The 26,163-nt window shown below is 53.9% G+C and carries 24 protein-coding genes; 9 read left to right on the forward strand and 15 right to left on the reverse strand.

Translation table 11 applies throughout. The annotated features are described in order from the left end of the window. Nucleotides 1-441 precede the first annotated feature (441 nt). Genes ACEN2J_RS15640 through hslO form a run of 3 tightly spaced genes read right to left on the reverse strand, consistent with a single transcriptional unit; the run spans nucleotide 442 to nucleotide 3,132 of the window. A complete protein-coding gene (locus tag ACEN2J_RS15640; RefSeq protein WP_442107043.1) occupies nucleotides 442-1,569 on the reverse strand; it encodes a CCA tRNA nucleotidyltransferase in 1,128 nt (375 codons plus the stop codon). Further along, nucleotides 1,569-2,156 (reverse strand): CoA pyrophosphatase, encoded by a 588-nt coding sequence (locus ACEN2J_RS15645; protein WP_442107044.1) that lies wholly within the window; start codon nucleotides 2,154-2,156, stop codon nucleotides 1,569-1,571. Before ACEN2J_RS15645 ends, ACEN2J_RS15640 begins: the two co-directional genes overlap by 1 nt. Next, nucleotides 2,146-3,132, reverse strand: coding sequence for an Hsp33 family molecular chaperone HslO (gene hslO / locus ACEN2J_RS15650; protein WP_442107045.1), 987 nt, complete (start codon nucleotides 3,130-3,132; stop codon nucleotides 2,146-2,148). The genes ACEN2J_RS15645 and hslO overlap by 11 nt, the downstream gene beginning before the upstream one ends. A 76-nt stretch (nucleotides 3,133-3,208) precedes the next feature. Here hslO and ACEN2J_RS15655 point away from each other — a divergent pair, with 76 nt between their 5' ends. Further along, nucleotides 3,209-3,655, forward strand: a complete 447-nt coding sequence (locus ACEN2J_RS15655) for an NUDIX domain-containing protein (RefSeq protein WP_442107046.1) — start codon at nucleotides 3,209-3,211, stop codon at nucleotides 3,653-3,655. Here the strand turns inward: ACEN2J_RS15655 and ACEN2J_RS15660 are convergent. After that, nucleotides 3,644-4,894 (reverse strand): PP2C family protein-serine/threonine phosphatase, encoded by a 1,251-nt coding sequence (locus ACEN2J_RS15660; RefSeq protein WP_442107047.1) that lies wholly within the window; start codon nucleotides 4,892-4,894, stop codon nucleotides 3,644-3,646. The genes ACEN2J_RS15655 and ACEN2J_RS15660 overlap by 12 nt on opposite strands. A gap of 177 nt (nucleotides 4,895-5,071) precedes the next feature. Between ACEN2J_RS15660 and ACEN2J_RS15665 the strand changes: the two genes are divergently transcribed. Then, on the forward strand, nucleotides 5,072-5,404 hold the full coding sequence (locus ACEN2J_RS15665; protein WP_442107048.1) for an Hpt domain-containing protein: 333 nt from the start codon (nucleotides 5,072-5,074) through the stop codon (nucleotides 5,402-5,404). A gap of 3 nt (nucleotides 5,405-5,407) precedes the next feature. Here the strand turns inward: ACEN2J_RS15665 and ilvA are convergent, their stop codons facing one another. Further along, entirely contained in the window at nucleotides 5,408-6,655 is a 1,248-nt protein-coding gene (gene ilvA / locus ACEN2J_RS15670) for a threonine ammonia-lyase IlvA (protein ID WP_442107088.1), read from the reverse strand. A gap of 169 nt (nucleotides 6,656-6,824) precedes the next feature. Between ilvA and ACEN2J_RS15675 the strand changes: the two genes are divergently transcribed. Together ACEN2J_RS15675 and ACEN2J_RS15680 are read left to right on the forward strand one after the other, a co-directional pair. After that, the gene (locus tag ACEN2J_RS15675; RefSeq protein ID WP_442107049.1) at nucleotides 6,825-8,063 is read left to right on the forward strand and encodes an argininosuccinate synthase; all 1,239 of its coding nucleotides are present in this window, start codon (nucleotides 6,825-6,827) and stop codon (nucleotides 8,061-8,063) included. Nucleotides 8,064-8,282: 219 nt separating this feature from the next. After that, entirely contained in the window at nucleotides 8,283-8,801 is a 519-nt protein-coding gene (locus ACEN2J_RS15680; RefSeq protein WP_442107050.1) for a hypothetical protein, read from the forward strand. Between the two features lie 36 nt (nucleotides 8,802-8,837). Here the strand turns inward: ACEN2J_RS15680 and ACEN2J_RS15685 are convergent, their stop codons facing one another. Further along, nucleotides 8,838-9,554: an HAD family hydrolase gene (locus tag ACEN2J_RS15685; RefSeq protein ID WP_442107051.1), complete on the reverse strand. Its 717-nt coding sequence runs from the start codon at nucleotides 9,552-9,554 to the stop codon at nucleotides 8,838-8,840. A 121-nt stretch (nucleotides 9,555-9,675) separates the two neighbouring features. Here ACEN2J_RS15685 and msrA point away from each other — a divergent pair, with 121 nt between their 5' ends. Beyond that, a complete protein-coding gene (gene msrA, locus ACEN2J_RS15690; protein WP_442107052.1) occupies nucleotides 9,676-10,299 on the forward strand; it encodes a peptide-methionine (S)-S-oxide reductase MsrA in 624 nt (207 codons plus the stop codon). On the opposite strand, the gene ACEN2J_RS15695 is transcribed toward msrA, so the two are convergent. Then, on the reverse strand, nucleotides 10,296-11,162 hold the full coding sequence (locus ACEN2J_RS15695; protein WP_442107053.1) for a ribokinase: 867 nt from the start codon (nucleotides 11,160-11,162) through the stop codon (nucleotides 10,296-10,298). The two genes, msrA and ACEN2J_RS15695, sit on opposite strands and share 4 nt — an antisense overlap. Before the next feature lie 93 nt (nucleotides 11,163-11,255). Continuing rightward, complete coding sequence (locus ACEN2J_RS15700; RefSeq protein WP_442107054.1) at nucleotides 11,256-13,514, reverse strand: NADP-dependent malic enzyme; 2,259 nt, start codon at nucleotides 13,512-13,514, stop codon at nucleotides 11,256-11,258. Nucleotides 13,515-13,685: 171 nt separating this feature from the next. Here ACEN2J_RS15700 and mutS point away from each other — a divergent pair, with 171 nt between their 5' ends. Next, on the forward strand, nucleotides 13,686-16,286 hold the full coding sequence (gene mutS, locus ACEN2J_RS15705; protein ID WP_442107089.1) for a DNA mismatch repair protein MutS: 2,601 nt from the start codon (nucleotides 13,686-13,688) through the stop codon (nucleotides 16,284-16,286). A 69-nt stretch (nucleotides 16,287-16,355) separates the two neighbouring features. Here mutS and ACEN2J_RS15710 read toward each other — a convergent pair whose 3' ends face one another. Both ACEN2J_RS15710 and hrcA read right to left on the reverse strand, forming a co-directional pair. Continuing rightward, nucleotides 16,356-16,934, reverse strand: a complete 579-nt coding sequence (locus ACEN2J_RS15710) for a nucleotide exchange factor GrpE (protein ID WP_442107055.1) — start codon at nucleotides 16,932-16,934, stop codon at nucleotides 16,356-16,358. Nucleotides 16,935-16,940: 6 nt separating this feature from the next. After that, complete coding sequence (gene hrcA, locus ACEN2J_RS15715; protein ID WP_442107056.1) at nucleotides 16,941-18,020, reverse strand: heat-inducible transcriptional repressor HrcA; 1,080 nt, start codon at nucleotides 18,018-18,020, stop codon at nucleotides 16,941-16,943. A 117-nt stretch (nucleotides 18,021-18,137) separates the two neighbouring features. Here hrcA and rph point away from each other — a divergent pair, with 117 nt between their 5' ends. Genes rph through hemW form a run of 3 tightly spaced genes read left to right on the forward strand, consistent with a single transcriptional unit; the run spans nucleotide 18,138 to nucleotide 20,628 of the window. Beyond that, a complete protein-coding gene (gene rph / locus ACEN2J_RS15720) occupies nucleotides 18,138-18,851 on the forward strand; it encodes a ribonuclease PH (RefSeq protein WP_442107057.1) in 714 nt (237 codons plus the stop codon). A gap of 2 nt (nucleotides 18,852-18,853) precedes the next feature. Further along, the gene (locus tag ACEN2J_RS15725) at nucleotides 18,854-19,462 is read left to right on the forward strand and encodes a non-canonical purine NTP pyrophosphatase (RefSeq protein WP_442107058.1); all 609 of its coding nucleotides are present in this window, start codon (nucleotides 18,854-18,856) and stop codon (nucleotides 19,460-19,462) included. After that, a complete protein-coding gene (gene hemW, locus ACEN2J_RS15730; RefSeq protein ID WP_442107059.1) occupies nucleotides 19,450-20,628 on the forward strand; it encodes a radical SAM family heme chaperone HemW in 1,179 nt (392 codons plus the stop codon). Before ACEN2J_RS15725 ends, hemW begins: the two co-directional genes overlap by 13 nt. 10 nt (nucleotides 20,629-20,638) lie before the next feature. Here the strand turns inward: hemW and ACEN2J_RS15735 are convergent, their stop codons facing one another. Genes ACEN2J_RS15735 through mnmE form a run of 5 tightly spaced genes read right to left on the reverse strand, consistent with a single transcriptional unit; the run spans nucleotide 20,639 to nucleotide 26,158 of the window. Then, a complete protein-coding gene (locus ACEN2J_RS15735; RefSeq protein WP_442107060.1) occupies nucleotides 20,639-21,547 on the reverse strand; it encodes a ParB/RepB/Spo0J family partition protein in 909 nt (302 codons plus the stop codon). Between the two features lie 4 nt (nucleotides 21,548-21,551). After that, nucleotides 21,552-22,373 carry a ParA family protein gene (locus ACEN2J_RS15740; protein WP_442107061.1) on the reverse strand — a complete coding sequence of 274 codons (822 nt, stop codon included), beginning with the start codon at nucleotides 22,371-22,373 and terminating at the stop codon, nucleotides 21,552-21,554. Continuing rightward, nucleotides 22,366-22,992, reverse strand: coding sequence for a 16S rRNA (guanine(527)-N(7))-methyltransferase RsmG (gene rsmG, locus ACEN2J_RS15745; RefSeq protein WP_442107062.1), 627 nt, complete (start codon nucleotides 22,990-22,992; stop codon nucleotides 22,366-22,368). The genes ACEN2J_RS15740 and rsmG overlap by 8 nt, the downstream gene beginning before the upstream one ends. After that, nucleotides 22,989-24,854: a tRNA uridine-5-carboxymethylaminomethyl(34) synthesis enzyme MnmG gene (gene mnmG / locus ACEN2J_RS15750; protein ID WP_442107063.1), complete on the reverse strand. Its 1,866-nt coding sequence runs from the start codon at nucleotides 24,852-24,854 to the stop codon at nucleotides 22,989-22,991. The genes rsmG and mnmG overlap by 4 nt, the downstream gene beginning before the upstream one ends. Nucleotides 24,855-24,865: 11 nt before the next feature. Beyond that, entirely contained in the window at nucleotides 24,866-26,158 is a 1,293-nt protein-coding gene (mnmE, locus tag ACEN2J_RS15755) for a tRNA uridine-5-carboxymethylaminomethyl(34) synthesis GTPase MnmE (protein ID WP_442107090.1), read from the reverse strand. Nucleotides 26,159-26,163 lie beyond the last annotated feature (5 nt).

The following is a 26,163-nucleotide window of genomic DNA, read 5'->3' on the forward strand; positions in this document are numbered from 1 at the left end:
TCCAGCCATTGTTTAGTCCTCCTGAAAACGGGATAATCATATCCCAATTGGTGGACCACTTCAGTGGGGGCATTCCACCAAATAGCGTTTCGTTGAGCCATTCGTTCCGCAGCTTTCCCTTTCCGTCGATAGGGCTGTTCTGCTGGCGTTTTCATGTCCTGCGCCTGATATAGGCATCGGTTGTTGTAAAAGTTGAACTGTTACCCGGCAGGGTTTTGCATCGCAAAACACGAGGGGGCAGTCTCCTAATGGCGCGGGTTGCGTGCTGGGTGCTGGGTGCTGTCGAAGCGTTGACGGTGAACATATTGCACAAACATAGTTTGCAGCGCAAACCACTGCTCGGTAACAGACGGGATTGGTATTATCTAAGCGCGATCTTGGGCAATTACATCCGCTACACCTCGTGCGATTTGCCTGAACAACCATCGCCGGCGAAGCAATTCAGCCCATCAACGCGGCTTTTGATAATGCAAACCCAGAATTGATCCAGCGCTGCTCCAAATCACGAAGACGGTCGCCCAGCGCTTTGCCTTGCAAAGTCGGCATCAAATCAGCGGCAGTTACGGGAAAAACAGCTTTTGCACCATTTTCAATACCCTCTTGCCAGCCCTCTGGTGGCAAGCTTTCGAACAGAGCAGCGCGACACAAAACAATTGCCTTCGCCACCGACAGCCCGTGACGATAGCCAAGCTCTTGTGGCGGGCGCATGTTTCCAACTTCATCTCGTATCAGGGTCACTTGTGCCAATTCACTGCGCGACAATCGCAAGCTTTCGATGGTGCCGCCCAAAACAGCCAGCCGCGTCAGCCAATCTTGTGCCCCCAAATGCACCGCAATAGGCAATGCCCGCGCATCGGCACCCGGCAAGGCTGCCGCCAAAACACCCGATTGCGCCATGGCGGCCACAGCCATCGAAGGGTCAGGCGCCGAAAGCAATTTGCGCAGCTCGGCCCCTACCCGTTCGCGCGAAAGTGTCTCTATACCTGCGGAATGTGCAGCACAGGCTGCAAATCCTTCGGCATCCAAGCCTTGCGCAGGGTCGCCATACCAAGCGAAAAACCGGAAAAACCGCAAGATGCGAAGGTAGTCTTCGGTAATGCGCAAATCGGCGTCACCCACAAACCGCACAAGCCGCGCCACAAGGTCGGGTAGCCCGCCCAATGGGTCGACAACAGTGCCATCCGCCCGCGCATAAAGGGCGTTCATCGTGAAATCACGCCGTGCAGCATCCTCAGCCAGATCGGTTGAAAACCGCACGGTCGCGTGTCGGCCATCGGTTTCAACATCTTGGCGAAAAGTGGTCACCTCATGCGCCGCGCCCTTGGCAATGACGGTCACCGTCCCATGCTCAATACCCGTTGGTATTACCCTAAAACCGGCACTTTCTGCTATATTAGTGATGTTTTTTGGCGTTGCATCTGTCGCGATGTCAATGTCATTCACCGGCGCATCGATCAAGGCATTCCGAACGCAACCACCAACAAACAAGGCCTGAAAGCCCGCTACCTCTAAGGCGTGGCACAAGGCTTGTGTGCCGGAATGATGCAGCCAATTGCCCGTTACCCGCATCACACCATTCTTTCGGCCAAACCGCGCAATATTCGCGCAGTAGCGCCCCAAATATAATAAGGGCCATAAGGGACAGTGTAATAGTGCCGTATTTCTCCGCGCCACGCGCGGGCCTCAACCCTAAAATTGGCTAGGTTAATGACGAAATCCAGCGGCACAAAAAATGCTTCGTCCACCTCTCCCGCCTCAGGTATTGGGTTAAACGGGCCTGTTATTTTCGCCAATACCGGCGTCATGGTAAAGCCGGTTACCGTCTCATGCGCAGGTAAAGTACCCAGAACGGTCACCAAAGACGGCGGCAAGCCCACCTCTTCTTGGGCCTCGCGCAGGGCAGCGGCGGTGACATCGGCATCACACGGATCAAGCTTGCCCCCAGCAAAAGCAATCTGACCGGGGTGATGCTTTAAATGCGAAGATCGCTTGGTCAGCAACAGATGCGGACCAGTGCTGAATTCTTGCACCGCCACCAATACGGCAGCGGCACGCAGCTTTCGCCCCGGAGGCAAGACGATACCGGGGTTCAGGTCAAAATCCGATGATGCGCCGGTTTCCCGTTCAAGGGCCCGGCGCAAGGCATCAGGTTTCATCCGGCTGTATCCCCAGCGTTTTCGGGTCCAACACATAATGTGAACTGCAAAACTGGCAATCCGCCGTGATCACACCGTCTTCGGTGATCATGTCGGCCAAATCGTCAGCCGTATAGATCGAAAGCGATTCGCGTACCCGTTGCTCGGAACAGGTGCAGCCAAAACGAATGGGCTGCGGATCAAAAACACGCGGCTGCTCTTCGTGGAACAGGCGGATGAGCAGATCCGTTGGTGCAACCTGTGGGCCGATAAGCTCAATTTCTTCAACTGTATCCAGCAAAAGATTCGCACGGCGCCAGTTTTCGCCCTCGTCATCATCCAGCAAATCTTGATGACCAAGCAAGCCGCCTTCGCCAGACCCACCTTCGCCCTGCGCCGAGGGTGACGCCTTGGGCATCATCTGCAACATGACCCCGCCCGCACGCCATGCCGCATTTTCACCGGGTAACGTGCTTTTGCCAAAGCTTAGCTGAAAGCGGGTTGGCAACTGTTCGGATTGGGCGAAATACGCCTCGGCACAGTCCGAAAGCGATGATCCGGCAATCGGGGTGATCCCCTGATAAGGCACCATACCCGCGCCTTGGTCGATCAGGATCGCGAAAAAACCTTCGCCGATCAGGGAAAACGGCTCTTTCCCGTCGATATCGGCGTCTTTATCAAAGGCGGCATAGGCCCGCACGCGCGCAGGTTCGCCATCTTCGGTCGGGCCGTAATAGTCGGTCGCAATCATGCTAACAGGGCCATCGCCCCGAATTTGCAGCGAAAGCTTCCAACGCAATTTAATGGTTTGGCCGATCATCGCCGTCAAAAGCGTAGCTTCTGCGACCAGTGCCTCTATCTGCGGTGGATATTCATGTTGCTTCAGCACAGACTCCAGCGCACCATCAAGACGCGCGACGCGACCCCGGATGTCAGAGTTATCAAGCTGAAATGGTAGGACGGTATCGTCCCAAGCGATTTTTTTTCCGATAGTCATGGGGTTCCCTTGGCAAGCCAGCCTTGGCATACCGCTAACATATAGGGACAGCAACCAAAGGACCAAGGGGGTATCGATGATTAAACGTTATGGTGACGCGCCGAAACCGGGCCAAAGCTATACGCGGCGGCCGGGCGTCTATGCGATTTTGCACCGCGACGGCGAGGTTTTGCTGACGCATCAGGCGGTGCCAACGTCAGAAATCCAGCTTCCGGGTGGCGGAATTGATGCCGGCGAAAACCCCATCGCCGCGCTGCATCGCGAAGTTTATGAGGAAACGGGGTGGCACATGACCCTACAGTTCAAATTTGGCACCTTTCGCCGCTTTGCCTTTATGCCCGAATACAACCTTTGGGCTGAAAAGATTTGCACCATTTATGTTGGCCGCCCCACATTGCAAATGTCCGCCCCGACCGAGCCGGACCACGAACCGCTTTGGATGCCAATAAAAAGTGCGGCATCCGTTTTGGGCAACCCGGGGGACCGCGCGATGATGGAAAGCTTTGCACGGCTAGTTCTTTAACAGAAACAGCGCGCCAGAAACATCGTCCGGGAAATCTTCACCGCCGAAATGCGCTGACAGATCCCAGACGAGCGCCTCAAGCAACGCAGAACTGCCCATAGCCAAATTTGCCTGCAAAATTTTGGACAATCCGTCTTCCCCCAACTCTTCACCAAGCGGCGACGGGCATTCTGTTACCCCATCTGAGACCAAAAAAAGGCGATCCCCCGGACCTAGTGTTGCTTCAACCCGCTCGTACTCGGCGCTTGGGATCAGGCCGATCGGCATGCCGCCCGAACCAATATACTCAATCTCGCCGCTATCACGAATCAGCACGGGATGCGGATGACCCGCTTGCACCATCTGCACATTTCCCGTTCTTAGATTGATATCCGCGTAGGCGAGCGTGAAATACTGCTCGACCTGAATATCATTAAACATCATGCGATTCAGACGGGCCGCAACCACCTCTGGTGGATGTGCATCTTTTTCGCCAAATTCACCCCGCATCAAGGCAACATTTTGATCGGGGGAAGACCCCGAAAGTAAGCCAGAAAGCCGTGCCGTCATCATCGCCGAGGCGACGCCATGGCCAGAAACATCAACAGAATATACCCCGATTCGCTGTGCATTAATTTCAAAAAAACCAGCCAGATCGCCGCCGACATGGCCCGAAGGGCGTAGCAAAACCGAAACCTCGCCCCGCCCGAAATCGCGAAACCTTTCACGCACCAAGGTTTGCTGTAATTTCCGAGCCTCGATCAAATCACGATCAAGCGAATCATATACCTTTTGCAGCTCATCCAATGTGGCACTGATAAGCCGGTTCTTTTGCACCAGTTCAGACTGCATTCCCAAAATACGTTCGCCGGCCCGCAATCGCGCCCGCAATTCATCAGGGTTAACAGGCTTGGCTAAGAAATCATCGGCGCCACAATCCAGCCCGTCCGCGATCTCACCTTTTTCGGATTTTGCTGTTAGCAGAATAAAATAGCCATAGCCTTCGCGCGGTAAGGCCCTGAAAGAACGGCAAAAATCCAGCCCGTTCATCTCGGGCATCATCCAGTCGCTTAGCACGATGTCAAAACAGGTTTCCTGGCACAGCGCCAAAGCCGAAACCCCCGAATCCGCCTCGGTTACTTTATAGCCCCCCCGCGTAAGAGCCAGCGCCAAAATCCGCCGCTGCGCGCGACTGTCATCCACAACCAACACGTGCCGAGGCGTCGCAGTCGCGCCCACTTTCAATGTTTTTTCTGGCATCACTGCAGCCACAGCTTTTCCCTTTGCTTTACCTCCTTCGGATATGCCGCGAAAAACTTAAGGCCCTATGAACCGTAAAACTTTCAGTTTCTTAGCCTTTCGAAAACACAAGTTGTTAAGAACGGTGCCCCAAAATGCCCAGCATATGGGTGGAGACAGCAAACCGTAGGGGTTATTATGATAGATTGGGGCCGTGTACGTGAGCTTCGCAATGAAATCGGGGCCAAAGATTTCGATGAAGTGGCGCAACTTTTTCTGGAAGAAACCGATGAGGTTTCCGCGAATCTGGTTAACAACACTTCACCACAAGCAATTGAATCCGCACTGCATTTTTTAAAAGGAAGCGCCCTTAACCTAGGCTTTTTCAAGCTCGCAGCATTATGCCAGACCGGTGAAAAGGCGGCATCTTTGGGCGCAATCGACGGAATAGACTTGCGTCAGGTTGCCGCAGTCTATCAAGCGTCAAAAGCCGCCTTTGAGGCAGGTGAACCCACCGAGGGTGCCGCATAACTGCTAGATCAAAAACTCGGCAAGCGCTTCATCTGCCGTAATGTCGCGAAAGGTAAAGCCCGCACTGTCCATATTGCCAAACAACTGCCTAAAATTATCGGCGTTTTTCGTCTCAATACCAATCAAAACAGACCCAAAGTTTCGCGCCGATTTCTTAAGGTATTCAAACCGCGCGATATCATCATCGGGGCCAAGCATCATCAAAAACTCGCGCAGCGCGCCGGGGCGTTGAGGCATGCGTAGAATGAAGTATTTCTTCAATCCGGCATAGCGCTGCGCCCGTTCTTTTACCTCGGGCAGACGCTCAAAATCGAAATTCCCGCCAGAGGTTACGCAAACAACGGTTTTTCCGACAATTTGGTCTGCCAAACTGGGCAGCACATCCACCGAAAGCGCGCCTGCAGGTTCCAAGACGATGCCCTCAACATTCAGCATCTCTAGCATAGTCGTGCAAATCCGATCCTCGGGCGCGAGCAAAACATCGGCCGGATCAACCCATTTCAGCATCTCAAACGTGCAGGCCCCCAGCCGCGCGACGGCTGCCCCATCAACAAAAGAGTTCACCTTGGGAATCGTCACCGGCGCACCACTGGCCAAAGCCGCCGTCAGGCTGGCCCCACCCAAAGGTTCAACAAACCGAAACTGCGTTTCTGGCGCAACCTGACGCATAAACCCCGTCACACCCGACGCAAGACCGCCGCCGCCAACCGGCAGCACAATCATATCTGGCGCGCGGCCAAGCTGTTCCAAAATCTCAACCGCAACACTCGCCTGCCCTTCAATCACATCAGGGTCATCAAAGGGCGACAGAAAATGCGCGCCTTTTTCGGCACAAAACTTTTGCGCGGCACTTAGGGTTTGGTCAAAATAATCGCCCGTCAGCACGATTTCGATACTATCCCCGCCAAAAACGCGGGTTTTGTCTATCTTTTGCTGCGGCGTTGTCACCGGCATAAAGATCGTTCCGCGCACCCCGAAATGACGGCATGCATAGGCCACACCCTGCGCATGGTTGCCCGCGCTGGCACAAACAAATTGGCCTTGCGACGGGTTGTTACTGCGCACTTTGCGCATCGCATTCACCGCGCCTCGGATTTTATACGACCGAACAGGCGCCAAATCTTCGCGCTTCAGCCAAATCTCGGCATTATAACGTGCAGATAAATGGTCATTGCGCTGCAACGGCGTCGGATCAAAAAGATCACGCAGGGCGGCGGTGGCGGTGCGGGCGGCTTGGGCGAAATCATTCATAATTTCGATTAGACCCAACCGGCCCCAAAAGACAAGTCTGACAATAGCGCACACCTCAATAGGTTCAGAAAATGCAAGGATTAGCAAAGCAGACGACAAAGCCCGCAGCCAATGCTTGCCCTTAGCGCAAATACCCAGTAATCGCAGGGAAATTGCGAAGGAGAAGCCCATGTCTGCCGCCCCGAAATTTACCCCGAAAAAAGTCGTCCTCGCCTATTCCGGCGGTCTTGATACATCGATCATCCTGAAATGGTTGCAAACCGAATACGGCTGTGAGGTTGTCACCTTTACCGCCGATCTCGGCCAAGGCGAAGAGCTGGAGCCAGCCCGCCAAAAAGCCGTTTTGCTGGGGATTGACCCGAAAAACATCCATATTGAGGATGTCCGCGAAGAGTTCGTTCGCGATTTCGTGTTCCCAATGTTCCGCGCCAATGCGCTGTACGAAGGGCTGTATCTGCTTGGAACATCCATCGCGCGGCCTTTGATTTCCAAACGTTTGGTGGAATTGGCGCATGAACACGGGGCCGATGCGGTTGCACACGGCGCAACTGGCAAGGGCAACGATCAGGTTCGGTTTGAACTGTCTGCCTATGCCTTGGACCCTGCAATCAAAGTTATCGCGCCGTGGCGTGAGTGGGATTTGACCAGCCGCACCAAGCTGCTGGAATTTGCCGAAGCAAACCAGATCCCGATTGCCAAGGATAAGCGCGGCGAAGCGCCGTTCTCGGTCGATGCGAACCTGTTGCACACGTCTTCAGAAGGCAAAGCCTTGGAAGACCCCGCGCAGGAAGCACCGGAATATGTATATCAGCGCACCGTTTCGCCCGAGGAAGCCCCGAACACACCCGAGTATATCGAGGTGACGTTTGAAAAAGGCGACGCGATCGCAATTAATGGCGAGGCGATGAGCCCGGCCACGATCTTGACCAAGCTGAACGAACTGGGCGGTGCACACGGGATTGGCCGTCTCGACTTTGTTGAAAACCGTTTCATCGGTATGAAGTCGCGCGGCATCTATGAAACCCCCGGCGGCACCGTGCTGCTCGAGGCCCACCGCGCGATCGAACAAATCACGCTGGATGCTGGTTCGGGCCATTTGAAAGACAGCATCATGCCGCGCTATGCCGAGCTGATTTATAACGGCTTCTGGTTCAGCCCCGAGCGAGAAATGTTGCAAGCTTTGATCGACAAATCGCAAGAGCATGTGTCGGGTACTGTCCGGTTGAAGCTGTATAAAGGCGTGGCGAGCTGTGTTGGCCGCTGGTCCGATCACAGCCTCTATTCCGAGGCGCATGTCACGTTCGAAGACGATGCCGGCGCTTACGATCAAAAGGATGCGGCGGGCTTTATTAGGTTGAATGCGTTGCGTTTGAAGCTGATCGCGACACGGAATGCACGGGTAAAGTAACGGCTGAAAAACACGCTAAAATATTGATAATAAACGATATTTATGATGTGACGTCGGCATGTTGAACTTTAAAACGCGGCCTCTTTCATCGGGGGCCGCGTTTTTATTTGCGTTGCATTTTAACTGCTCGCCCAAATTTTGACGTGGTGTTTACCCTTGCGGCGCATTGCTTTCAAAGGTGCAGAAAGATGCGACTCAGTGCAAAAGGAGCATGACCAAATGCAAATCACATCAGCCGCTAGCTATATGCAGAACGCTACGCAGCAATCGTCAAAATTGACCGTGCAGCAAGGCCAAAAACTGAATGAGTTTCTAACCAATTACGACTCGTCAAACCTATCTGAAAACGATGCGAAAGAAATTGTTTCGCAGATCAAAGAGCTGGGGATCAAAGCAGGTTCCAGCCTTGCCACGGCTCTGGAAACCAACGGGATTGACGCCAAAGGTTTGGCCGAACTGGCCGGCGTTCAAGGGGCCGAGGGCACCAAGCCCAGCGGGCCGCCCCCCGGCGGCGGCCAAGGTGGCCCAGGCGGCGCAGGTGGCCCACCCCCAAGCGGCGGCAAAGGGCGGGATAGCGTCGATGACACCGCCGTTTCTCTGATCTCTGATGTGCTGGAAAGCTATACCAGTGCGGCCGAAACTGACGGCACCACCCAATCATTTTGGTCGGTGTTAGAACCGGCACTGCAAGCGGCAGGCTATGACACAACGAAATCAGTCATTGATTTTTATGCCTAAAGCCTAGCGGCCTTTTCGCGCCATGCGAGGGGGCCGCTATATTTTATGCTGGGCAAGGGTTTCGTACAGCGGCAAGGCTGCTCCAAGCAAATCGGCATAGTCATCCGACAGGGTTGGAAGCGGGCCTTCAGCATCCTCAAACCCAGTCGAACGGTGAACAGCGCCGTACCAATGCGGCGCCCACGCGCCATCATCGGGGTGGCCGCCGACAGGCCAGTGCAGCATGTTTTGAGTGTAGGGCATGCCCAAAGCTGCGCAAAGCTTGGCCAATGCGGCGGCAGGGTTGGCACGGATATCAGAACTGTCGATGACGATGGGCGGCTGGCCAAGGCGGTTTGTTTCCGAATGGAACAAGGCGGCCTGCTGCACAAAGCCGATATCATTCAGCGTTGGCCCCTGCCGTTTGCGGGCATACGAGGCGATAACGCGGGCCGGGTGACGGATAAGAAAGACGTTCTTGCATTGCGCCATCCACGACAGATCCATGCCCGGCAGCATGTGGTGCGTCATGTGTTTTTGGTAGAAATACGGCTTTTCATGCGGGTTTGGGCCGATCAGATCAGCCACAACCTGCGCCGGATCGCTGGATTGGGTTGCCAGCGTTTCGGTCTGCATCGGATGGGTTTGGCCCGATTGCGTAAGATACGCGGCGTAGAACGGTTCATCTACCACCCCGCAATCACCGCGGGCCGCAAAGCTGTACATCATAGCGGTTGAAAGGTTGCGCGGGCCGGACCACATGGCGATTTTCATATAAGCTTTCCGATTGTTAGTTACCCGAGGGTATGAGCTTCACCTTGCCGTGACAACACCATTGTTACGGTTGCGCGGCTGGCAGATGCCGCGTCATGCTGGCGCAAATGGAGGGTTAAGCATGTTGAAATGGGTTTTGGTGGCGTTGGCGATGAGCGCGGGGGCAGCACATGCGGCCACCGAAAAGGCGATTGTTGCCGGCGGGTGTTTTTGGTGTGTCGAGTCGGATTTTGAGTCCGTTCCAGGGGTGAAATCTGTGGTGTCTGGCTATACCGGCGGCAAGACGGCGAACCCGACCTACAAGCAAGTTGGAAAGGGTGGCACCGGTCATTATGAGGCCGTAGAAATTGCGTTTGATCCAGCAAAAATAAGCTATGCCAAGATTATAGAGCTGTATTTCCGGTCGGTCGACCCAACGGATGCGGGCGGGCAGTTTTGTGATCGGGGTGAAAGCTATCGGACGGCGGTATTTGCGCTAAATGCGCAGCAAAAGGCTGTGGCCGAGGCCGCGAAGGCCGAGGCGGAGCGCGCTTTGAAACGCAAGATTGTGACGCCAGTGCTTATGGCGGGGCCGTTTTATAAGGCCGAAGGCTATCATCAAGATTACTATAAGGGCAGCAATATCGTGATCACCCGCCGCGGGCCAAAGGCGCAATCAGAGGCATATAAGTTTTACCGCGATGCTTGCGGGCGGGATACGAAGGTAAAGTCGCTTTGGGGCCAGGCCGCAGCTTTTGCGCATTAAGGGGCGGATTCCAGAAAGGAATCCACCTCGCCGCCGTTCGGCATTGCGGCCGCCGCACCTGTACGGGTGACTTGCAAAGCGGCGGCGGCCGTGGCGCGGCGCAGCGCTTGATCGGGCGGCAGCCCAGCATCGAGGGCGGCCGCGATCGTGCCGGCAAAGCAATCGCCTGCGCCTGTGGTATCGACCGGATTAACCGGAAATGAAGGAATGAACAGCGGGCTGGCGGTGGGGCTGTGCCACTCGGCCCCGTCGGCACCTTTGGTAATGATGACGTTGCAATTTGGCATGGCACCAAGGGCTTGGGTCATCTCGGCGGCCTCGCCCGCGTTCATCAGCAGTAGATGCGCGTAAGGGATGGCCTGCTGCAGTGGCGCAAGGTCAAACGGGGCTGGGGTGTACAAAACGCGCAACCCCATATCGGCGGCAAGGCGGATGGTGGCCGACTGGGCCGAAGTTTCGTTCTGAACCAGCAACAGATCTTTGGGGCGCGCAGAGGCCAAGGCGCGGGTGGCATGAGAATCCGTGATTTGGCGATTTGCACCCGGATAGAGGATGATGCTGTTTTCGGCGGCAGGATCGACCTGAATAATCGCGTGTCCGGTGGGCCGAGTGATTTGCAAAACGTTGCTGGTGTTGACCCCGTAGCCGTGTAGCTCATCCAAAACCCAAGCGGAATCGGGGCCGATGGCACCGATGTGAAAGACCTTAGCACCAGCTTTGCTAGCTGCGACAGATTGGTTTGCGCCTTTGCCACCGAGGCCCTTGGTATAGTCGGTGGCGGCAAGGGTTTCACCCGGTTTGGCCAGATGTGGGACGTGGTAAACATGGTCGATATTGATAGAGCCGAGGGTATAAATCGCCATGTTTGTACCTTTAATTTGCAGGCGCGGGGTTGCCGCTGCGAACCCCGGAGTATTTTGAACAAGACGGGGCTGATGAGGGCCCCGTCTCGCGGTTTAGCCCACTTTGCACGCGGCGAGAACGGCCATGTTTAGAATATCATTCACCGTCGAAGAGGTGCTGCAAATTTGGATCGGGTGGTTCACGCCGGTCAAGATCGGTCCGATGACAGTGGCACCGGCCATTTCTTGCATCAGTTTAACCGAGATCGAAGCAGAATGGCGCGCGGGAACCACCAAGATATTGGCTGGACCCGTAAGGCGGCTAAAGGGGTAATGCGCTGCGGCCTCGGGGTTAAGGGCGACATCGACAGTCATTTCCCCTTCGTATTCGAAATCGACTTTGCGCTTGTCGAGAACCTTCGGGGCCTCGTGCATCTTGGTCGCGCGCTCGGAAACCGGATAACCAAAGGTCGAGAACGAGACGAAGGCGACCCGCGGCTCTAGCCCAAGGTTGCGCGCAACACCGGCCGCTTTGGTGGCAATGGTGGCGAGGTCTTCCGGTTCGGGCCATTCATGGACCAACGTATCGGCGATCAGCACAATTTTACCTTTGTGCAGCAAGGCGGTTACCCCCACTGCGCCATCGGTCGCTTTGGCATCAAAGACGTGGTTGATATGCGACAAAACATGCGCCGATTTGCGCGTGACGCCGGTGACAAGGCCGTCACCGTGACCGTGGGCCAACATCAGGGACGCAAAAACATGCCGGTCGCGGGCGGCAAGGCGGTGAATATCAAGCCGGTCGAAACCGTTGCGTTGCAGGCGGTTATACAAAAATTCGCGATAGGTATCGAGGTGGCGGGTGTTGGCGGCGTTTACGACCTCAAGCTCTCGCACCGCATCGCCGAGGCCTGCGGTTTCCAACTTTTCTTTGACGTCTGATTCGCGGCCGACAACGATGGATTTGCCAAGACCGGCACGCTGATAGGCCACGGCGGCGCGCAACACGCGCGGGTCATCGCCCTCGGCAAAAATCATCCGGGCCTGCGCCTGTTTCGCACGCGCGTGCAGCCCTTGAAGGATCGACGCCGTCGGGTCCATCCGCGACTTCAGGGTAAGCTCGTAAGCGTGCAAATCGACGATAGGGCGGCGGGCGACACCGGTATCCATGCCAGCCTTGGCGACTGCGGGCGGGATAACGTAAATCAGGCGCGGGTCGAACGGGGTGGGAATGATGTAATCACGGCCAAACGACAGCTTGCGGCCGTAAGCCATTGCCACCTCATCCGGCACATCTTCGCGGGCAAGTTTGGCCAATGCGTTGGCGCAGGCGATTTTCATTTCATCATTGATCGCGCGGGCGTGGATGTCGAGCGCCCCGCGAAACAGATAGGGGAACCCGAGGACGTTGTTCACCTGATTTGGATAATCGGAACGGCCTGTGGCAACGATTGCATCAGGGCGCACGGCATGGGCATCTTCGGGTGTGATTTCGGGATCGGGGTTGGCCATCGCAAAGATAACGGGGTTTTCGGCCATATTAGTGACCATCTCTTGTGTAACCGCCCCTTTCGCAGACACCCCGAGAAAGACATCAGCGCCCTTCATCGCGTCGTCCAGCGTGCGCAGATCGGTGTTGGCGGCATGGGCCGATTTCCACTGGTTCATGCCCTCGGTCCGGCCTTGATAGATCACACCTTTGGTGTCGCACATGATGCAATTATCATGCTTGGCCCCCATAGATTTCAGCAGCTCTAGACACGCAATGCCTGCGGCCCCTGCCCCGTTCAACACAATGCGGCAGTCTTCGATCTTTTTGCCTGAAATTTCCAAGGCGTTAATCAAACCCGCTGCGCAGATTACAGCCGTACCGTGCTGATCATCATGGAAAACGGGGATATCCATGATCTCTTTCAGCCGCTGCTCGATGATGAAACACTCGGGCGCCTTGATATCTTCTAGGTTAATCCCGCCAAAGGTGGGCCCCATAAGAGAAACCGCTTTGATGATTTCCTCGGCGTCTTCGGTATCAAGTTCGATATCAATCGCGTTCACGTCGGCGAAGCGTTTGAACAGAACGGCCTTGCCCTCCATCACCGGTTTTGACGCCAGCGCGCCAAGGTTACCCATGCCCAAAATTGCCGTGCCGTTAGAAATAACAGCGACCATATTGCCTTTGACCGTATAATCATACGCGGTTTCAGGATTGTCGGCGATGGCCTGCACAGGAACAGCAACGCCCGGGCTGTAGGCAAGCGACAAATCACGCTGGGTCGCCATCGGCGTTGACGCTGTGATCTCATATTTGCCTGGCTTTGGCTCAAGATGATAGGCGAGGGCTTCTTCGGGGGTAACGCGGTTCTTGGACGACATGGGCTAACTTTCTGTAAGACTTCCACGATACTAAGGACGCATGGCCGCTGACACAACTTTGTTAGCGCCCAACATTACGCGGCAAATGGACCCCCTTTCACCTTGGCCCGTGGTTTTGTAGGGTCGGGGCGAAACTGGGGGTGTGCTTTGAATACCGAAACTGCAACGCCGATGATGGTGCAATATCTGGAAATTAAGGGACGGCACCGCGATGCGCTGCTGTTTTACCGGATGGGCGATTTCTATGAGATGTTTTTTGACGATGCCGTGAATGCAGCGGCCGCGCTAGATATTGCGCTGACAAAACGCGGCAAGCATCTGGGCGAGGACATCGCGATGTGCGGCGTACCAGTGCATGCCGCCGAAGGATATTTGCTGACGCTAATCCGCAAGGGCTTTCGGGTGGCGATTGCCGAGCAAATGGAGAACCCCGCCGAGGCGAAAAAGCGCGGGGCAAAATCGGTTGTCGCACGCGATGTGGTGCGGTTGGTCACGCCGGGAACCTTGACCGAAGACACGTTACTAGATGCGCGGCGGCACAATTTCTTAGCCGCTTTTAGCGAAGTCAGAGACGTAGCTGCTCTGGCTTGGTGCGATATTTCTACGGGAGAGTTTCGTGTGATGCCCTGCCCTGCCACACGGTTGGGGCCAGAATTGGCGCGGCTTGTGCCAAAGGAATTGCTCGTCGTCGACGGGTTTGATTTATCGCTGGAAGAGGGACCCGCGATAACCCCGCTGGCACGATCGAGCTTTGACAGCGCCGGGGCGGAACGCAAGCTGTGTGGTCTGTTTGGTGTGGCCTCGCTCGAGGGTTTTGGGAATTTCGACCGCGCCGAGGTTTCGGCGATGGGGGCGCTGGTTGACTATCTGGACCTAACACAGCGCGGGAACCTACCGCTTTTGCGGCCGCCAATACATGAAGATCCGGGTGGGTTGGTGCAGATTGATGCATCGACGCGGCGGAACCTTGAAATTACGGCGGCGCTGTCGGGGGGCAAGGAAGGATCGTTGCTGGCAGCAATTGACAGGACCTTGACGGCGGCAGGCGGGCGCTTATTGGAACGGCGGCTTTCGGCGCCGTCACGCGATTTGACCGTGATCCATGAACGGCTGGAAATGGTTCGGTTTATGCGGGATCAGAGCCGTTTTCGCACAGACCTACGCGATTTTTTGCGGCGCTGTCCCGACACAGACCGTGCCCTGTCACGCCTTGCGTTAGACCGTGGCGGGCCACGCGATTTAACTGCGATACGGACCGGTCTGGAACAAGCGCGCTTGCTGAGCGCTGTGATCGGATCGCAAGGCCCCCACTTGCTGCAAAGCGCCGCAATTGCTTTGACAGGGCATGACACATTGCACGCATTGCTGGATGCAGCACTGGTGGCAGAACCACCGCTTTTGGCCCGAGACGGTGGGTTTATCGCTGCAGGTTATGATTCGGAGCTGGATGAAGCCCGCACATTGCGCGATGAAGGCCGCGCAGTGATTGCGGCGATGCAGGCCGATTATGCGGCGCAAACCGGTATCAGCAGCCTAAAGATCAAGCACAACAACGTGCTGGGCTATTTCGTTGATGTAACCTCGACCCACGCCGAAAAGATGCTGTCAGCCCCCCTATCGGAAACCTTTATCCATCGGCAAACCACAGCCGGACAAGTGCGGTTTACAACCGTACCGCTGTCGGAAATGGAAACCAAGATTCTGAACGCAGGCAATCTGACGCTGGAAATCGAAAAGCGGCACTATGCGAGCTTGCGCCAAGCGATTTTGGATGAGGCAGCAGCGCTGTCTGGTACTGCGCGGGCGATTGCCGAGATCGATTTAGCCGCAGCTTTTGCCGATTTGGCAGCCGAGGAAAACTGGGTTGAGCCTGTGGTTGATAACAGCCGCGCCTTTGCGATTACAGGCGGGCGGCACCCTATTGTCGAACGCGCTTTGCGCAAGCAAGGTGGTCCACAGTTTGTGGCAAATGACTGCGATGTCTCGGCTGGGGATACAGCGGCGATTTGGCTGCTGACTGGTCCCAACATGGCGGGTAAATCGACGTTTCTACGGCAAAACGCGCTGATCGCTCTTTTGGCACAGGCGGGTAGCTTTGTGCCGGCAAAATCTGCACATATCGGCCTTGTTAGTCAGCTTTTTAGCCGCGTCGGGGCGGCGGATGATCTGGCGCGCGGACGGTCCACCTTTATGGTGGAAATGGTTGAGACGGCGGCGATTTTGCATCAGGCTGATGCGCGCGCGCTAGTGATCTTGGACGAAATCGGGCGCGGTACAGCGACCTATGACGGGCTGTCAATTGCTTGGGCCACGCTGGAATATCTACACGATAAAAACCAATGTCGCGCGCTATTTGCCACGCATTACCATGAAATGACATCACTTGCTGGCAAGCTAGCAGGTGTAGAAAATGCCACCGTTAGCGTAAAGGAATGGGAAGGTGACGTAATTTTCTTGCACGAGGTGCGCAAAGGTGCTGCAGATCGGTCTTACGGCGTGCAGGTCGCCAAACTGGCCGGATTGCCAGAGGCCGTAACCGACAGGGCCAAAGTTGTACTAGAGGCTTTGGAGGCCGGCGAACGTACCGGCGGCAAGCAAAAGGCACTGATCGATGACTTGCCCTTGTTTAGGGCCGCCCCTCCTGCCCCAACCATTAAGCCTACAAAGGCCTCAGGCGTCGAAGAAAGGTTGCGTGACGTTCTGCCCGATCAACTAACGCCAATGGAGGCACTCAGTCTCATTTATGAACTCAAGAGCCAGCTAAAGCCATGACCACTTTCTGTTCGGTATAAATATCCTCGGGGGTCCGGGGGCAGACAGCCCCCGGCGCTTGCCAAGTAATCAGCCCGCAGTCGAGGAAACGCCAACTTGCGCAGGGCGCAGCAGACGGTCGTGAAGCATAAAGCCCTCGGTCATCACTTGGATGATTTGACCGGCTTTAGTGCCGGGAACCGGTGCCTCGAACATGGCTTGGTGCAACTGCGGATCAAACTTTTCGCCAATGTCGGGAACGATTGGCGTCATGTTATGCTTAGTCATCACAGACAGCAATTCACGCAAGGTCAGCTCTACACCTTCAATAATCGGCGAAGCCTCGGCGCGGTGATGGTCGGTGGCAGCATCGAGGGCGCGGCGCAGGTTGTCGTAGACGGGCAACAAATCACGGGCAAGCTTAGATCCGCCGTATTGCTCGGCCTCACGCCGGTCACGTTCGCCGCGTTTGCGGGCGTTTTCGGCATCGGCGAGCGCGCGCATAAATCGGTCGCGAAAGTCGTCACGCTCGGCGCGGACGGCATGCAACTCATCCATCACGGGCTCGGCGCCGAATTCGGACATATCAATTTCGGCTGCTGCCGTGTCTAGGGGGTCGGTTTTGGCTGCATGTTCGTTGGCCATGTCGTCTTTCCTTGTTTCACTCATTCGCAATCATCCTCTTGACCGGTCGGATATCAGCCGGCCGACAAGCTGGGCTGTATAGTCAACGATGGGGACGATGCGGCCATAATTCAACCGCGTCGGACCAATCACGCCGACAGCGCCGATGATCTTTCGATCAGCGTTCATATAGGGAGAAACAACAAGAGACGACCCCGAAAGTGAGAACAACTTGTTTTCAGAGCCAATAAAAATGCGGACACCTTCGCCTTCTTCGGTCAGCTCCAGAAACTCGGCGATATCGCGCTTGCGTTCAAGATCATCAAAGAGGTGCCGGATTCGATCAAAGTCTAATGCCTCGGTTGTGCCGTCGAGCAAGTTCGCCCTGCCCCGCACGATCAGGCGCTCGCTTTGTTCGCCCGGATTTTCCCACAGAACAAGGCCGGTTTCGACCAATTGCCGTGCGAGGATATCAATTTCCTGCCGATGGGTGCTGATCTCGGCGGTGACGGATTTGCGCAACTCGGTCAAGGTTTTACCGGCAGCAAGAGCGTTGAGAAAATTTGCAGCCTCTCGCATCGATGAGGGCGTTTGCCCGGGGGGTGGTGTGAACACACGGTTTTCGACGTGACTGTCAGCAAAGACCAGCACCACCAAGGCGCGCTCGGCACTTAGGCTAACGAACTCGATATGTTTGATCGGTGCTTCGTGTTTCGGGGTAAGCACAAGGCTGGCACCTTGGGTAATGCCGGACAAGGTGGAGCCGATACGATCCAGCAAAGTGCCCACATCTGATTGGCGATTGCCCATGGTAGCATCAATCAAATCGCGATCTTCGGCAGCGACCTCACCGACCTCTAGCACACCATCGACGAACATACGCAGGCCGGTTTGCGTAGGAATGCGGCCGGAGGACGTGTGCGGGCTGCCTAGCAAGCCGAGGTATTCGAGATCTTGCATCACGTTGCGGATGGTTGCAGCGCTGATCTTTTCCGACATGGTTCGGCTGAGCGTGCGCGAGCCGACAGGCCCACCCGAGGCCAGGTAGCCCTCAACCACGCGGCGAAACACCTCGCGCGAGCGGTCGTTAAGTTCGGACATGATGGCGGCGGGTCTGTTGTGATCGGTCATTAATCTGCTTCCAAGAGGCTTTGTACATTAAGGAGCAGCGGGCGCATTCGTCAATGAGGCTTGCATCCATATCGAGAGGACAGGTAACTGTGGATAAGTTTTTAAAAGGAATATCCTATGCGACCATCCGCCCGAGATCTGAACCAAATGCGCAACGTGACCATTGAAACCGGTGTGATGAAGCATGCCGAAGGGTCTTGTTTGATTAAGATGGGGGAAACGCATGTTTTGTGTTCGGCCTCTATCGAAGATCGCGCGCCATCGTTTTTGAAAAATACCGGGCAAGGTTGGATCACAGCGGAATATGGAATGCTACCGCGCGCAACGAATTCACGCAATCGGCGTGAGGCTGCTGTAGGCAAGCAAAGCGGGCGGACGCAGGAAATTCAGCGGCTTATTGGGCGGTCTTTGCGCGCCGGGGTTGATCGGCGGGCATTGGGTGAGCGGCAAATTGTTGTAGATTGCGATGTGTTGCAAGCCGATGGCGGGACGCGCTGTGCAGCTATTACAGGCGGCTGGGTTGCGCTGCGGTTGGCGATAAATAAGCTGATTAAGGCGGGGTTAGTGACATCTGATCCGATTGTTGACCATGTTGTCGCCGTGTCTTGTGGCATTTATGCAGGCCAACCAGTGTTGGATTTAGACTATGCCGAGGATTCGAACGCAGGCACAGATGGGAATTTTATTCTTACCGGCTCTGCGCGTTTGATTGAAGTTCAGTTGTCTGCCGAAGGGGCAACATTTTCGCGGGCCGAAATGGGTGAACTGATGGACTTGGCTGAGGCAGGTTGTGCCGAATTGGTCGCCGCGCAAAAAGCGGCACTGGCCTGAAGATGCGCAAGTTTGAAGGTACAACGCTTTTAGTCGCAACGCATAATGCGGGGAAGCTATCTGAGATAGAGGCCTTGCTGAAACCGTTTGGCGTTTCTGTGGTTTCTGCTGGGTCGCTCGGCCTGCCCGAACCTGCTGAAACTGAGGACAATTTTATTGGAAATGCCCGCATCAAGGCGCATGCGGCCGCCCAAGCTGCAGGATTAATCACGCTCGCTGACGATTCAGGCATCTGTGTTGATGGGTTGGGTGGCGCTCCGGGGGTTTATACCGCCGATTGGGCAGAAACGCCGAATGGCCGGGATTTCGAAATGGCGATGAAACGAACTTGGCGAGAGCTGGAAGAGGTTGGCGCGCCGCATCCACGCTCGGCTCGGTTTTGCTGTACGCTTGTCATGGCTTGGCCGGACGGCCACGATGAAGTTTTTGATGGCACCATGCCAGGCCAAGTTATTTGGCCAATGCGCGGAAATTTAGGGCATGGCTATGACCCTATCTTCCAACCTGACGGGTTTGATATAACTTTTGGCGAAATGGATGCCGGATTGAAGAACGAAATCAGCCATCGATCTGATGCTTTCCGCAAACTCGTCGCAGGATGTTTCACGTGAAACCATTTATCACTGTTGAGGATTGGCAAGTAGGCGGATTTGGATTGTATATTCACTGGCCATTTTGCCAATCAAAATGCCCCTATTGTGATTTCAACAGCCACGTTTCTGCCAACGTTGATCAGAAACGATGGGAAGCCGCGTATTTATCAGAGATCCAGCGCTTAGGTGCCGAGACAAGCGGTCGGGTTTTGCAAACCGTATTTTTTGGCGGCGGGACACCGTCACTCATGGCGCCAGAGCTGGTTCATGCATTGATTTCTAAGATCAAGGCCACTTGGTCCACCGCTAATGACCTTGAAATCACCATGGAGGCGAACCCCGGTTCAGTGGAGCGCGCACGGTTTCATGGATATCGGGATGCCGGGGTAAACCGCGTCTCTATTGGCGTTCAAGCACTAAATGACGCAGATCTAAAGGCTTTGGGGCGCCTACATGATGTAAAAGACGCAAAGCTGGCGGTTTCTATGGCGCAAAGCATCTTTGATCGCGTAAGCTTTGACTTGATTTATGCGCGCCAGAACCAAACATTAACTGAATGGAAGGCCGAACTTGCCGAGGGCATGGCCATGGCTAGCGGGCATTTGTCACTTTACCAACTGACAATCGAGGATGGTACAGCATTTGGCGATAGGTTTAAGCGCGGTCTTTTACGCGGCCTTCCGAATGAAGACCTCGGCGCAGATATGTATGATATGACACAAGAAATGACGGGTGCAGCGGGCTACGGGTCGTATGAAATCTCAAATTACGCCCAAGCCGGACAAGAATCCAAACACAATTGCATTTACTGGAATGCCGGTGACTATGCTGGCATCGGCCCTGGCGCGCATGGCAGGCTTACACTATCAGATACAAGATTGTCGACAGAAGCCATTTCCAACCCTGTAAACTGGCTAAGGACGGTTGAAACACAAGGCGTTGTAGAAAAAAGAGAGCGTATTGACCCAACGGAGCAAGGTGTTGAGTATCTTTTGATGGGCATGCGGCGAAACACTGGGATTGATCTTGATCGGTTTCTGCACATATCCGGAAAACCAATTTCAGCAACAAAAATAGACGCTCTTTGTAAGCTTGGGATGGTAAAGGTAAAAGAAAGCCGCCTCATTGCAACACTGCAAGGGCGGCTTGTCTTGAATGCGGTTATAGAAAACCTGATGGACTAACTTGAATTAGTTACTCGCGATCCATTTGCGAAAGAGTGCGGCACAGATTATCAAGATCATCCAACGTATTGTAGCGTATCGATAATGTGCCCTGCTCGCCTCCTGGCTCATGATTGATACTGACTGACATCTTAAGGTTAGCCGCCAGATCAGCCTCTAATGCACGGGTATCCGCATCTTTTTCAAACCGGCCACGACTACCCGCCGCCTTTGATCGAGGTGGCGTTGTGGATGTCTCGCGCGCCAGTTTTTCAGTTTCTCGAACTGAAAGCCCTTTTTCGATGATCGACTTTGCTAAACCGGATGGATCGGTCGTATTAATAAGGGCCCGCGCGTGACCTGCTGAAAGGCTACCAGCGCGTATATGGTCTTGGACGTCAGACGGTAGATTAAGCAAACGAAGCAAGTTCGCAATGTGGCTCCGGCTTTTCGATAGTGCCTCAGCGATCTTTTCTTGTGTATGCCCAAAACGGTCCATGAGTTGTCGAAAACCTGCAGCCTCTTCAATGGCATTCAGGTCGGCGCGTTGGATGTTTTCAATAATCGCGACTTCAAGCACCTCTGTATCGTCGAAGTTTCGAACAATAGCGGGAAGTTTATGAACTTGCGCCATCTGAGCAGCACGCCAGCGACGCTCACCCGCGACAATTTCAAACATATCTGAACCCGCAATCGGGCGTACAATCAAAGGCTGCAGAACACCTTTTTGCCGAATAGAAGCAGCTAAACTTTCCAAGGCATCTGAAGTAAAGTCACGACGTGGCTGGTTAGGGTTTGGAGTCAATTTCTCAACCGAAATGAGCAGATCTTGACGCCGCCCCTCTTGAGCTTCGCCGACTTTTTCAGGTGCCAGGTTGATATCCGACATGAGAGCAGAAAGCCCTCGCCCCAAGCCACGCCGCTCTTGTTTCTTTTCCATCAGCTCACACCTTATTCTTTCTAACTTTCAAACCATAGCGCTCTGCGATCTCTCGCGAAAGAGCGCGATACGCTTCGGATCCTTTTGATGCCGAGTCATATACAAGAACAGGCAAGGCATAAGATGGCGCCTCACTGACACGAACATTGCGCGGGATGACTGTTTTGAATACCAATTCGCCCAAGTTTTCCCGCGCATCTGCTTCAACTAACTGCGATAAGTTGTTCCGTTTGTCATACATGGTCAACAGTACGCCTTCGATACGCAAATCAGCATTCGCAGTTTGGCGAATTTCGCGAATAGTAAGCATCAATTGAGAGAGACCTTCCAATGCAAAAAACTCACTTTGGAGCGGAATAAGCACTGAATGGCATGCAACCAAGGCATTTACCGTCAGAAGGTTAAGCGAAGGTGGGCAGTCTATGAGAATAAAATCAAAGCCGAAGCCGGCCATCGCAGGTTGGCGCAATGAATCATGGAGCAGAAAACTGCGCTTTTCATTTGCAATCATCTCCATATCCGCCGAAGAAAGATCTGAATTGGCTGGGCAAATGAAAACGCCCTTAACGCCGGTCTCATTTACCACCGAGTTCAGCGGCGCATCTTCAACCATCAGATCATAGGTTGTCAGACCACGGTTTGCACTTTCTACACCCAGACCGGTCGACGCGTTCCCTTGCGGATCTAGATCGATGATCAGAACCTTCGCCCCAAGCTCTGCAAGACCCGCGGCTAAATTGATTGTAGTCGTCGTCTTGGCAACCCCGCCCTTTTGGTTTGTAAGGGCAATAATTCGTGGCGCATTCTCAGTTAGGGCTTCAGACATTTTCAATTCCGTGAATTTTTAAGATTGCGCTTTTGGGATCCGTAACGCTTTGGATCAACTGATAGTCAAAGCGAAAAAGCTTTTGGGCCTCTCTTATTTCTTCTAAATGGTTCTCGCCCTTCGGAAATATAGAAATACCTTGAGGGTTTAAGTGTTGTTGTGCAAACACCAAGAGTTTCGACAAAGGCGCCAATGCCCTTGCAGTGAAGAAATCAGCGCCAATTTTATCAAGCGCTTCAATACGGTCAGATCGCACCTCGGCTTTCAATTTAAGGCTACGGATCACTTGGCGCAAAAAGGTAGCTTTACGCTGATCCGATTCTACCAGAATAAATTGGCGGTCTTGCGATAGAGCTGTAGAAATCGTTGCTAGAACAATGCCCGGAAAGCCTCCCCCACTCCCTACATCCAGGCAAAGCTTGGATGCCTCGGGTATATGTGGAAAAATTTGCGCAGAATCAACAATATGGCGACTCCAAAGTTCCGCCATGCTTTGTTTGGAAGCTAGATTTATTGTGGGGTTCCATTTCCGAACCAGCTGTTCATAGGTTTTAAGCATTTCAACTGTTTCACGTGAAACATTAATGCCCGGCAAGTCAATCAGATCAAAACCATTCATATTGCATCGCGCCTGTTTGAAGCGCCTTTGAGGCGTGAGAGAATTAGTACAAGAGCGGCAGGCGTCATTCCTTCGATCCTACTAGCTTGAGCTATAGATGACGGCCGATGAAAAACCAATTTAAGGCACAATTCCCGAGACAAACCCGATAGGTTTTCATAGTCAAATTCAACTGGAATCCGCGTTTCTTCGTCACGTTTAAGCTTTACTGCTTCGCTGGCTTGGCGGTCCGAATAGTTCGCATATAATGATTCGCGCCAAAGTTGGGTCAAATACTCAACAGGAATATCTGGAAACTGGGGTAAGCGCTGCGATATCTCACCGACACCGCCCTCTAAGTGAGAAAGGACAGCAAAGCCACTTCGGCGAGATCCATCTTGGCGCACTTTGAAACCTGAATCCGAGATCTGCTTTGGCGTGTAAGTTATTGTTTCCAATGATAACTTGTACCGATTCAAGCACTCAATCTTTTCAGAAAAAATCGCTCGCCTTTTGGCCCCTACGCTGCCCAGTGCAATAGCTTTTGGCGTTAAACGTTGGTCAGCATTGTCAGCGCGTAACACCAGACGATACTCTGCACGTGACGTAAACATCCGATAAGGCTCTGAAACGCCGCGGGTTGTGAGGTCATCAATCATCACGCCAATATAACTGTCGGCGCGGCTAAATATGTTTTCATCGCGCCCAAGGGCTGCCGCAGCAGCATTTGACCCAGCAACCAGCCCTTGCGCAGCGGCCTCTTCGTATCCTGTAGTCCCGTTAATCTGACCGGCAAAATAGAGGCCCGAAAAGCCTTTCACTAAAAGGCTAGGTGAGAGCCCCCTTGGATCAAAGAAGTCATATTCAATCGCATAACCCGGCTGAAGGATGACCGTATTTTCAAGCCCCTCAATAGATCTTACATAGCTTTCCTGAACGTCGGCGGGAAGAGACGTAGAGATACCGTTTGGATAAACGGTATCGTCATCGATTCCTTCAGGCTCAAGAAAAATTTGATGCGATGTTTTATCGGCAAATCGAACGATTTTATCCTCAATAGATGGGCAGTAGCGGGGACCGACACCTTCAATATGCCCCCCATACATTGCAGAACGCGACAAATTCGACCGAACAATCTCATGCGTTAGCTCATTCGTCTCCGTGATCCCACAACTGATCTGCGGGGCACTCGGCTTTTCGCTTAGAAATGAAAGCATGGTCGGAGTTTCATCACCCGCCTGCATTTGCAATTTATCCCAATCGATTGTTTTTCCGTCTAAACGCGGCGGAGTACCGGTCTTTAAACGCCCTCTCGAAAATCCGAATTCTGCCAGCTTTTGGGCCAAACGAATAGATGGTAGATCGCCCATCCGGCCGCCCGAGCTTCTTTTATCGCCAATATGAATGATTCCATTCAAAAAGGTTCCGGCAGTCAGAATTACACTATGCGATGTAAGCTCTGTGCCATCGTGCAAGGTCACTCCGGAAATTTTTGTTCCATTTTGAATGAAATCAACTGCTTCACCTTCAATGATCTGCAAATTTTGCGTCGAGCTCAGGATTTTCTGAATTGCGTGACGATAGAGCTTTCTGTCTGCCTGAGTGCGCGGGCCCTGTACAGCGGGCCCTTTGCTTTGGTTTAAAAGCCGAAATTGAATACCTGCCAGGTCGGCAGCTACGCCCATTATCCCATCAAACGCGTCTATTTCTCTAACCAGATGGCCTTTACCAAGCCCGCCAATCGCAGGATTGCACGACATGACGCCCAAAGAGTTACGTTTCAATGTAATAAGAGCAGTTTTTGCGCCCATACGCGCCGAAACTGCGGCGGCTTCACAGCCGGCATGACCACCACCCACTACGATTACATCAAACTGTTTCACGTGAAACATCCTTATTTGCCAATACAAAAGCTTGCGAATATTTCCCCAAGCAATACTTCAACGTCGATTCGTCCCAACAACACTTCTAGCGAACGCGCGGCCAATCGCAGCTCTTCGGCCACCAACTCCACCACAGCAAATGGCTTTGCCAACTCATCCAATGCAGCGTCTAACGCATGAACGGCGCCAACAATAGCATTTCTGTGACGTGCTCTGGTCAAGGTTCCCGCAGCGGCCGCTCTGTCGGACAAGCTTTTTGAAACCGCCAATAGCAACGACGAGACGCCCTCGCCCGTTAAGCCAGAAACACGAACCAAGTCGGATACCTTATCACCCTCAGTATCAGCCTTGCCAAGAACGATCAAATCACCGTCTTGTGGCAGAACGCCAACAATTTCATCTGCACCGTCAGTCAAAAAAATCCGAAGATCTGCAGCATCTGCGCGTTCAATCGCAAGATCAACACCCAATGCCTCAACTTTATCTTCGGTATCCCGAAGCCCTGCCGTATCCAAAAATGTAACAGCAAGGCCGTCGACATCCATCCGAACTTCAATAACGTCGCGCGTTGTTCCCGCAATTTCCGAAGTGATTGCAGCTTTACGGCCTGCAAACGCGTTCAAAAGTGTGGATTTTCCTATATTTGGCCTACCAACAATCGCAACTTCAAAACCCTCTCGAACACGCTCAGCAATCTTTGAACCTTCGATTTCCTTGGTTAATTCGGTTTTCAATCCGGCCAATAATTCATGAACTTCGGGCATTACATCAATTGGAACATCCTCATCGACAAAATCGATAGTCGCTTCCAAAAGCGCCCCGGCCCTTACCAAATCACGCCTCCAGCCGTCCACTTTTTTACCAATGGCACCCGACAAAACCCGCAAGGATTGCACTCTCTGCGCTTCGGTTTCTGCATCAATCAAATCCGCAAGCCCCTCAACTTGCGTAAGGTCAAGGCACCCATTCTCCAACGCCCGGCGCGTAAACTCTCCAGCTTCTGCAGACCTTAGGCCTTCAATACTAGCCAAAGCGCCCAAGACAGCGGCAACGACTGCCTGCCCCCCATGCAAGTGAAGCTCAACACTCGATTCCCCCGTAAAGCTTGCGCCGTGATCAAACACCAAAACAAGCGCTTCATCTAACAAAATGCCCTGCCACATCAATTTTCGTAGGCTTGCTTGCCGCGTTTTCGGCACTGTCGTCATCATCGCCAAGGCGTCATGCGCCTTTGGTCCAGATATACGAACAACGGCCACGCCAGCCTTCCCCCGTGCCGAGGCCAGCGCATAAATCGTATCGATCATTG

Origin of the sequence: Pseudorhodobacter sp. W20_MBD10_FR17 (assembly GCF_052119765.1) — a bacterium.
Taxonomy (GTDB): domain Bacteria; phylum Pseudomonadota; class Alphaproteobacteria; order Rhodobacterales; family Rhodobacteraceae; genus Pseudorhodobacter.

Excerpts from the sequence above, each read along its gene's own strand:
- hemW (WP_442107059.1), top strand. The coding sequence starts at position 19,450 with ATGTTTCACGTGAAACCATTTATCACTGTTGAGGATTGGCAAGTAGGC.
- rph (WP_442107057.1), top strand. The coding sequence starts at position 18,138 with ATGCGACCATCCGCCCGAGATCTGAACCAAATGCGCAACGTGACCATT.
- ACEN2J_RS15655 (WP_442107046.1), top strand. The coding sequence starts at position 3,209 with ATGATTAAACGTTATGGTGACGCGCCGAAACCGGGCCAAAGCTATACG.
- ACEN2J_RS15740 (WP_442107061.1), bottom strand. The coding sequence starts at position 22,373 with ATGTCTGAAGCCCTAACTGAGAATGCGCCACGAATTATTGCCCTTACA.
- ACEN2J_RS15710 (WP_442107055.1), bottom strand. The coding sequence starts at position 16,934 with ATGAGTGAAACAAGGAAAGACGACATGGCCAACGAACATGCAGCCAAA.
- ACEN2J_RS15675 (WP_442107049.1), top strand. The coding sequence starts at position 6,825 with ATGTCTGCCGCCCCGAAATTTACCCCGAAAAAAGTCGTCCTCGCCTAT.
- ACEN2J_RS15680 (WP_442107050.1), top strand. The coding sequence starts at position 8,283 with ATGCAAATCACATCAGCCGCTAGCTATATGCAGAACGCTACGCAGCAA.
- ACEN2J_RS15640 (WP_442107043.1), bottom strand. The coding sequence starts at position 1,569 with ATGCGGGTAACGGGCAATTGGCTGCATCATTCCGGCACACAAGCCTTG.
- ACEN2J_RS15660 (WP_442107047.1), bottom strand. The coding sequence starts at position 4,894 with ATGCCAGAAAAAACATTGAAAGTGGGCGCGACTGCGACGCCTCGGCAC.
- ACEN2J_RS15695 (WP_442107053.1), bottom strand. The coding sequence starts at position 11,162 with ATGGCGATTTATACCCTCGGCTCTATCAATATCGACCATGTTTACCAC.
- msrA (WP_442107052.1), top strand. The coding sequence starts at position 9,676 with ATGTTGAAATGGGTTTTGGTGGCGTTGGCGATGAGCGCGGGGGCAGCA.
- rsmG (WP_442107062.1), bottom strand. The coding sequence starts at position 22,992 with ATGAATGGTTTTGATCTGATTGACTTGCCGGGCATTAATGTTTCACGT.
- ACEN2J_RS15735 (WP_442107060.1), bottom strand. The coding sequence starts at position 21,547 with ATGGAAAAGAAACAAGAGCGGCGTGGCTTGGGGCGAGGGCTTTCTGCT.
- ACEN2J_RS15665 (WP_442107048.1), top strand. The coding sequence starts at position 5,072 with ATGATAGATTGGGGCCGTGTACGTGAGCTTCGCAATGAAATCGGGGCC.
- ACEN2J_RS15700 (WP_442107054.1), bottom strand. The coding sequence starts at position 13,514 with ATGTCGTCCAAGAACCGCGTTACCCCCGAAGAAGCCCTCGCCTATCAT.
- hrcA (WP_442107056.1), bottom strand. The coding sequence starts at position 18,020 with ATGACCGATCACAACAGACCCGCCGCCATCATGTCCGAACTTAACGAC.
- ACEN2J_RS15645 (WP_442107044.1), bottom strand. The coding sequence starts at position 2,156 with ATGAAACCTGATGCCTTGCGCCGGGCCCTTGAACGGGAAACCGGCGCA.
- ACEN2J_RS15685 (WP_442107051.1), bottom strand. The coding sequence starts at position 9,554 with ATGAAAATCGCCATGTGGTCCGGCCCGCGCAACCTTTCAACCGCTATG.
- mutS (WP_442107089.1), top strand. The coding sequence starts at position 13,686 with ATGATGGTGCAATATCTGGAAATTAAGGGACGGCACCGCGATGCGCTG.
- hslO (WP_442107045.1), bottom strand. The coding sequence starts at position 3,132 with ATGACTATCGGAAAAAAAATCGCTTGGGACGATACCGTCCTACCATTT.
- ilvA (WP_442107088.1), bottom strand. The coding sequence starts at position 6,655 with ATGAATGATTTCGCCCAAGCCGCCCGCACCGCCACCGCCGCCCTGCGT.
- ACEN2J_RS15725 (WP_442107058.1), top strand. The coding sequence starts at position 18,854 with ATGCGCAAGTTTGAAGGTACAACGCTTTTAGTCGCAACGCATAATGCG.